Source organism: Cupriavidus phytohabitans, from assembly GCF_017815025.1.
In the GTDB taxonomy this organism is placed as follows: domain Bacteria; phylum Pseudomonadota; class Gammaproteobacteria; order Burkholderiales; family Burkholderiaceae; genus Cupriavidus.
In genome coordinates this window covers 1-7,564 of sequence record NZ_JAGIQB010000106.1, presented here as the reverse complement: position 1 = coordinate 7,564, position 7,564 = coordinate 1, and the positions used below count along the sequence as shown (strand labels likewise).

Below are 7,564 nucleotides of genomic sequence, written 5' to 3'. Positions count from 1 at the left end.
GAGTGCCCATGGCAGGTATTGCGGGCAAGCTCACGCGAAATGGTGGACGGCGAGCGCCCCAGCCGGAAGGCCATGTCCCTCACGCCGATTTGCTCCGCCTTCCAAATCTCGATGCGCATGCGCTCTTCGGGTTGCTGTTGCCAGTACTTCTTCTTCGTCATCCACTACACCTTACCAAATGGCAAGGTGTTGCACTTCAGATTTGAGGACGCCCTCTCATAGTCTTCAACCTTCCAGAAGCGTATCCAATAATGCGAGTAATCTCGTGTTGTCACCTGGTGCACCGACCGTTATTCTTATGCAGTGCGGCAGATCGAATGCGGGACGTACCATCACCCCGTGCCCAACTAAGAGCCCCGCCAGTTCCTCAGCGTTGAAGCCTTTGGGACAGCGAACCATGAGAAAGTTTGCCTGGCTTGGTGTCACCTCCAGATTCAGGGCTTTCAGCCCGATCGCGAGCCTGAGCCGCTCGGCATGGTTGTTATCGACGGTGCGCTGCAAGTGAACCCTATCCCCCAAAGCGGCAATCGCAGCTTCCATTCCTGCTGTGCTTAGGTGAAAATTTCGTTTCCGCTTTTTCACATTCCGTGCTATCCGTTGCGGCGCGATCCCATAACCGATGCGCATACCAGCCAAACCATAAGCCTTGGAAAAGCTATGAACAATCACGACATTTTGATCGTCGAGGACATGCCGTATAGCGTCAGGAAGGCCTTCTTCCGTAGCAAATTGATAATACACCTCATCATAAATTACGGTGACATAATCCGGAATTTTATCCAACACTGCATCCAAGACATTTTCCCCAAACCAGGTCCCGGTCGGATTATTTGGATTACAAAGATATAGGAGCCTGGTATCCTTGTTTATCTTGCGCAGGATTGCATCGACGTCCAAGCGGAAATCCGGTCTAATAAGAGGCACTCTGTCTATCTCGCATCCCTTACTTGCAAGGGATCTTGAGTATTCTCTAAAGCAGGGCGGACATATGATGGCACGTTGACCAGGCTTAATCAGCGCATCTTCCACTAAAGACAGTACCTCGACACCGCTGTTTGCCGAGAAAAATTGCGCGCTTGTAAGCCCTCTACCATGAAACGCAGCTAGGGCGTCGCAGAGCTTGTTGTCGGTGCGTTCTGGATAACGATTCGCCGAGGCAATTGCTAATTTCGCGGCATCAACTGCTTTGGGTGATGGACCAAATGGGTTTTCGTTTGAGGAGAGGTTCGTAATCTTCATTCTTTCTTCGTCCGCCATCATTTCATCAATTCACGAATAGCCCTGCATTTGATTATGACACCCCAACAACTAGCTATTTCCTGCAACCCTCAGCGCATCCGTATAGACGAGCGGGTGGCCACGCTTGGGCGACTGGGCTTTAGCCGGTGGCACGAGCAAGCTCTCTTCGACCCACATCGTCACGTCTCCTCGGGCTATCAGCCCCTTGTTGTACTGCGCCCAGTTCTTGACGCGGTAGACCCCGTTGGGCTCGGCTTGCTGTCGATTGTCCTTGCGCATCGTCCCGGAAAAAGTCCAAGACACTACGCCGCTTCGTCAGAAGTTAACAGAGCCAGCGTTCCAGCCGTTGCGCGTAAACGTCAGCCCATCCGATCCCGGATTTATGCAACAACGCCGTTGGACTGGAGATTCCAATGGACGTGTTGACCAGCACGGCTCCCGCCGATCCCCAACTCAAACTACGGACTCCCTATGAACCTCCTCTGGGCGAGGAAGCTATCGAAGAGGTCGCCAAAGTGCTAGGTGCCTCAGTTGCTCCAATGATATTTGTCGGAGGCGGTGCGCAAGGCGCGAGCACACTGGTCCGGCAGTTAGCGGAGGTCTTACAGGCACCGGTCGTGGCATATCGTACCGGTATGGGGGTTGTGGATGCCCGTAGCTATCTCTCCCTTCACCTGCCTGCCGCGAAGGATCTTTGGAGAAAACCGATGTTGTTTTGGCCATCGGTACCAACACGAATCCCAGCCAAAAAATGGATTCGGACACATCGGCCGGATATTATTCGCATTGACGTTGACCCGACCACCCATCGTAGATTTTTCACGCCGAAATGCGAAACTACGGCTCGGGCAGAGCAAGCCTTGCCACTCTTGCTGAGAACGCTTGAAAAATACAATGCAGTTCGAAGTCCACGAGAAACTGCATTGATGGAAGTCAAAGCCGCATGGGAAGCGCGTTCAGCGGTGCTCGAACCACAATTGAGCGATCTGAAGGTTATCCGTGAAGAAATAGGTGAACATGGAATATTTGTAGACGAATTAACCCAGGTTGGCTTTGCGATTCGCATCGTTTATCCTGTATACAGTCCCCGCACTTACATATCTACCGGCTATCAGGGAACACTTGGATATGGCTTTCCTACTGCGCTCGGAGTGAAGGTTGCAAAGCCTAACGTACCCGTGGTTTCTATTACGGGGGACGGCGGGTTCATGTTTGCCGTTCAAGAGATAGCCACTGCTGTTCAGCATAAGATTCCTTTGATCGTTCTGCTTTTAAATAACAACTGTCTTGGAAATGTCCGCCAGATGCAAGCCAACGACTACGGCGGTAGAATTATAGCAACTGATCTTCGAAATCCAGATTTCTGCCGTTTGTCGGAAAGCTTTGGTGCACAAGCGTTCTGAACGGACTTTCCCGAAGGACTGCGGTTCGCATTACGTCGGGCCATTTCAACGACGAGTGTACCGACGGTGATCGAAGTCAGCGTGGGGGATATGCCAAATATTGACCAGTTCCGGTGAGGTGATTCTCCATTCTATGAAGTTTTCGATAAAGTTAGCCGCTTCAGGATCCGGTATGGAGAACGGCGGGACACAGCTATGAATTTCCAAGTGTTTATGGGCTCGCCCCCCGTGCCTGACGAGAATCCACTCATTTAATGGCTGAGTGATCATCGCCGCATCGATTTGTTCATTTTCACGCGCTTCCAAATCAAACGGGCACGCCAGTTGGCGACGCTCATGATGTCAACATGACCCTCTCATCACCTAGCGATTACAGTTGTATTGACTGGTCGCCTTGCTGAGTAAGTTGGATCATGGTATCGGATCTATCACGCTGGTTACCTCCTACCCTATAAGAGCATCAGGGTCCCCTGTTGCGCAAGATCATCCTGGAATATGGATGTCGAAGGGCTGACCGCCCTCGGCAGGACCGTGATCGGTGTGCCTGCCGAGGGCCAAGCGAAGCAACTTGGCTATGAGGTCCTCACGAGTCTCGGTAAGGCCGCTCGTGGGAGCGTTCTAATGCGGCGAGGGCATCGCCGTACTCCGTGTTCAGACATCGCTTCTATTTCCTCATTTTTTACGAAACATAGCTCAACCGAGAACTTGGACGCGTTGAGCTGCACATTCGAGTCGAATAACGCGTGCGTTCCGCCATTGTTCAAAGCGGCTGCCGGCGCCGATAACGGCGGGAACACCAAGTTCGCGCGCTCTGATTGACATATGTGAATTTTCGCCACCGTACTTCGTGATGAATCCCTTGACGCCGTGCGTGAATATCCAGTCAAAACCGGGGTCAGCATTTTCCATAAATACGATGCTGTCCTTGAAAGACGAACCATATACATCCGTGACAACCCCCTCAACTGTGATCTCGGTAATGAAGCTCGGGCGGGAGTGGAAGACATGGAAGCCGAAGATGTCTTTCGGTGAGCACAACAGATCAGGCAGGCGCAGATATCTGGTTGTTTCCCAGTGCTGTCGATTTCTCTCGACTGCAGACCGCAGAAAGGTCGAATGATTGGAGCGAATCTCTAAAGAGAATGCAATGTCGGGCATCGTAAGGAACGACAGATCGTCCCTGCTAAGACCAAGATTTGCTCCGACGAGTGCGAGCATCTCCAAGGCGTCCGAAATTAGACGGCTAAAAGAATGCTTGACGCGTTCACGGCCCTGAATCGCCTTCATTGCAAAGGCTTCAAATATCGGCCAATCGAAAGCGTAGCCGGTTCGATCGAACTCGGAAGAAAGGGCTGATATCTGAGCAGGTGACAGAGCTAAGTCGATGGCGGATACTTCTGTCGGCTCCTCCTTGATGGTGCGATTCATCCAGTCGAAGTATTTACTAATAGGATCGTCGTATCGAGGAACGGTGATCTCGTATGTGCCAGGGCGAATATGGCCGTGTAAATTTAGAAATTCTGCAGGCTGTAGTGCTGAAAAATCGTTTACTAGTTGGGCTGCAACGGAGTCGGAGGCGCGCACGACGGCATCCAGGAACCCCGGGCGAAGCAATTTTTCAGACTCTAATGACTTGAGAATGTCCGTGGCTACGAAGGCCGCTCTCGCAATCTCAGAGAATAGCACTGTGCCATGCACGTGCACTTTTTCGATCAACGATAGGACATCTAGCAATCCGTGGTCCTCATCCCAATTTATAGATCTTGCAGCGGATTCCAATGCTTCGATGCCGTGTCTAGTACGATCAAAGAGGTCGTCGCCAGTGATAATGCGGTTCGTTAAGGTACGTAGCAGGTCCAGGTACGATGCCCATTCGTTCTCAGAAAGGCTTGGAAATAGCTCGCGCCAATGGCCGTCCCTCATTCTTGGTTTGAGGCAAGTTGGAACAACGCGAAATTCTATTTTGTCATGAAGCTCTGGCATAAGAATTAAATTGCGTTGAGCTTCGATGATGATTTTTTTTCCTATGGAATGGGGCAATGTGGCCGGTAAAAAGGAGGCGACGCTTGCTGATACAGAAACATATGGTGTGCCGCCAATCATATGCATGAGGGGAACTGCGCGCAAATCTCGGTACCCGAAATTTGCCCGCGCGGAAGCCCACGCGGTATTAGTGAACAGGTGACGAAAGATGGAGGCGGCCAATGGTCTCGGCTTAGTTCCTATCAACTCGGCGGGGTTCACATCCGGCATGACTCCAAGAACTTCCCCTACGAGTCCCTGGCCGTTATTGAAGCTGTTGACGTCCTCGATCGACGCTTCAACGCAAGTCAGTGATTGGAGAAGCATGTCAAGGTGGCCTACGCTATATCCACATTTCCGCGGGGCTGTGATGGGCCGTACCTGGAAGATCACCACGGTTCCATTATTCGAGATCCCGAATTCGATATCTACCTCTTTAATGCCAACAATTTCGATCACTTCTTCTATTGCTGGCACCAAACAGCGGAGAGGCTCCGGTGCATCGTGGCCCGGTACAAATATGTAAGTGCGGGTGCCGTTTCCACCGGAAGTCACAACTGTGGTATCGCCGCTCTCATCGTAACTGACAATATAGTATGGAAGGCCAGATTCAGGGTCGCAAGTCATGACAACGCCACTTACTGCGATATCTTTGGCCATCGGTTGGACGAACACCTCGTCGGATGGCAATAGGGTGCCGTACGAAGAGAACACATCATCTATTGCTTGAATCAGTTGCTCATCGGTACGGACATTTAAGACAGAAAGGTACTGGCCGGCTTTAGATTGCTCCAGACTATCCTCGGATGCTGCGCTAGATCGAACTGCTAGAGGCTCCGATATTCCAAAAGATATCTTGATTAGTTTGGCAATCTTTGTGGAATTCGTGCTCCATTGTGCATGCGTCACACGATGAAGCGGATAAACGTCGAATTTCGAGGCGGCGGATCTAAGTGCGATTAATGTTTTCGCTTTTGTGTTTTTGAAGGGGGCGGCGTCTGAGAAAATGCCCATGGAGGAAGTCGATTTGTCCAATTTATTGATCTCCAGGCTAATAATATGTTTCCGTGTTTGGGTGTGATTTGTGGTCCGAATAGGACGTTGTTGCATAGATCCGGGGTCGGTTGGGCTGACGTTTACGCGCAACGCGCTGGACCGCTGGCTCTGTTAACTTCTGACGAAGCGGCGTAGTGTCTCGGACTTTTTCCGGGACGATGCGCAAGAACAACCGACAGCAAGCCGAGCCCAACGGGGTCTACCGCGTCAAGAACTGGGCGCAGTACAACAAGGGGCTGATAGCCCGAGGAGACGTGACGATGTGGGTCGAAGAGAGCTTGCTCGTGCCACCGGCTAAAGCCCAGTCGCCCAAGCGTGGCCACCCGCTCGTCTATACGGATGCGCTGATCCAGGGTCTGCTCGGTCTCAAGCAGGTGTTCCACCTGCCGCTGCGCGCGCTGCAAGGCTTCGCGCAGAGCTTGCGCACCCTGGCCTTCCCAACGCTGCCAGTGCCGAACTACACGACATTGAGCCGCCGCGCGCAGAATCTGAACGTTGTGCTGCTCGCCTCGCGTACCAGCGAACCGCTGCATCTGGTGATCGACAGCACTGGGCTGAAGCTTTACGGCGAAGGCGAGTGGAAGGTTCGCAAGCACGGTTGGTCCAAGCGCCGGATTTGGCGCAAGGTCCATCTCGCCATGGATGCGAACACCGGCCAAATCCGTGCCGCGCTGATGACCCATCAGGACGTTGGCGATGGCGAAGTGTTGGCCGACCTGCTCGATCAGATCCCCGCTGATACACCGATCGATACCATCGGAGGCGACGGCGCTTACGACAGCAAGCCGTGCCACGCGGCGATTGTCGCGCGGGATGCACAGCCCTCGATTCCACCACGCGATGGAGCGAAGCCATGGTCCGAAAGTACGCCGGGTGCAGCCTGGCGTAACGAGGCCATCGATGTCATCGAGAAGAGCAGTCGACGCGAATGGAAAGCCGCCAGCGGCTATCACCGGCGCTCGCTGGCCGAGACCCTGATGTACCGCCTCAAGACGCTGACGGTACACAGTCTGTGGGCACGCGAAATCGGCTCGCAGGCCACCGAAGTGGCCATCCGTGCGGGCGTGCTCAACCGCATGGTCGCGCTCGCTCGCCCGCAATCCGTCTGTATCACCTGAGTTCAGCCTCACCGAGGAGCCCCTGTTTTCAATCTCAATTTATGCAACAACGCCTCCGAATAGAGCGAAATTATGTGGCATTACTTAATTTACACATCGACGCTCTGTAAGTACCTCGAGCAACATGCGTGCCAAACCTAAAAACATAAATACTCACAACTCAATGGATTGATTGAGAGCGGGGACTTTGAAGGAAATGACAAGGGGGTCGTGGCCCCTTGAATGTCTATGCGGGTTGGTGTGGATCTTCAACGCGCCTGGCATGACTGGACTATTGGGGCCTTCGGTACTGGCTGCGGGCTTTGGCTGGATCTCGATAGGCTGTGCGAATTTTGATCGAGACAAGTAGCAATGATCCGTTTGCTGATATAGCAAAGACACTCTTTACTTTATTTCTTGGTGTGTCGCTATATGGTCAATAGCGGCGACTATTGGTGGGAAAGATGACGATTTTGTCGTAAAGCAGATCTTTGCTGCTCCGTTCGTGACCGCGAAACCATGGCAACACTATTGCGATAAACATGCCAAGGTTCCCGTCCTGTTTGGGCATTTTGTTTGGTTCAACGAGGAACGCCGGGGAAGGCCGCGCGGATTTTGAGGAAGAAGTACTCCTCGTCTCGGTAGCCGTAGACATGGCGCTTGATGACCTTAGCAGGCCGCTGAAATACCTCCAGCGAACGTCAGCGTCACGAGAGGCTGACGCGTTAATCTGAAGACTCCACCCAA

Annotated in this window: 5 protein-coding genes and 1 pseudogene; 2 read left to right on the top strand and 4 right to left on the bottom strand. The window is 52.7% G+C overall.

Annotation, left to right across the window (positions count from 1 at the left end; all coding sequences use genetic code 11):
- The 3 genes and pseudogenes from J8I34_RS32595 to J8I34_RS32585 all read right to left on the bottom strand — a co-directional run.
- Positions 1 to 161: helix-turn-helix domain-containing protein (locus J8I34_RS32595; protein ID WP_209808321.1), on the bottom strand; the 161-nt coding region annotated here is incomplete at its 3' end.
- A 64-nt stretch (positions 162 to 225) separates the two neighbouring features.
- Positions 226 to 1,239, bottom strand: coding sequence for a pyridoxal phosphate-dependent aminotransferase (locus J8I34_RS32590; RefSeq protein ID WP_245176311.1), 1,014 nt, complete (start codon positions 1,237 to 1,239; stop codon positions 226 to 228).
- A gap of 90 nt (positions 1,240 to 1,329) precedes the next feature.
- A pseudogene (locus tag J8I34_RS32585) lies at positions 1,330 to 1,518 on the bottom strand (IS5/IS1182 family transposase); the annotation flags it as partial.
- 134 nt (positions 1,519 to 1,652) lie between these two features.
- Between J8I34_RS32585 and J8I34_RS32580 the strand changes: the two are divergent.
- A complete protein-coding gene (locus J8I34_RS32580; RefSeq protein ID WP_209808319.1) occupies positions 1,653 to 2,642 on the top strand; it encodes a thiamine pyrophosphate-dependent enzyme in 990 nt (329 codons plus the stop codon).
- 693 nt (positions 2,643 to 3,335) lie between these two features.
- On the opposite strand, the gene J8I34_RS32575 is transcribed toward J8I34_RS32580, so the two are convergent.
- Positions 3,336 to 5,699, bottom strand: coding sequence for a PEP/pyruvate-binding domain-containing protein (locus tag J8I34_RS32575; RefSeq protein WP_245176310.1), 2,364 nt, complete (start codon positions 5,697 to 5,699; stop codon positions 3,336 to 3,338).
- A gap of 179 nt (positions 5,700 to 5,878) precedes the next feature.
- On the opposite strand from J8I34_RS32575, the gene J8I34_RS32570 reads away from it, so the two are divergent.
- Positions 5,879 to 6,838, top strand: coding sequence for an IS5 family transposase (locus tag J8I34_RS32570; RefSeq protein WP_209808317.1), 960 nt, complete (start codon positions 5,879 to 5,881; stop codon positions 6,836 to 6,838).
- Positions 6,839 to 7,564: the final 726 nt, after the last annotated feature.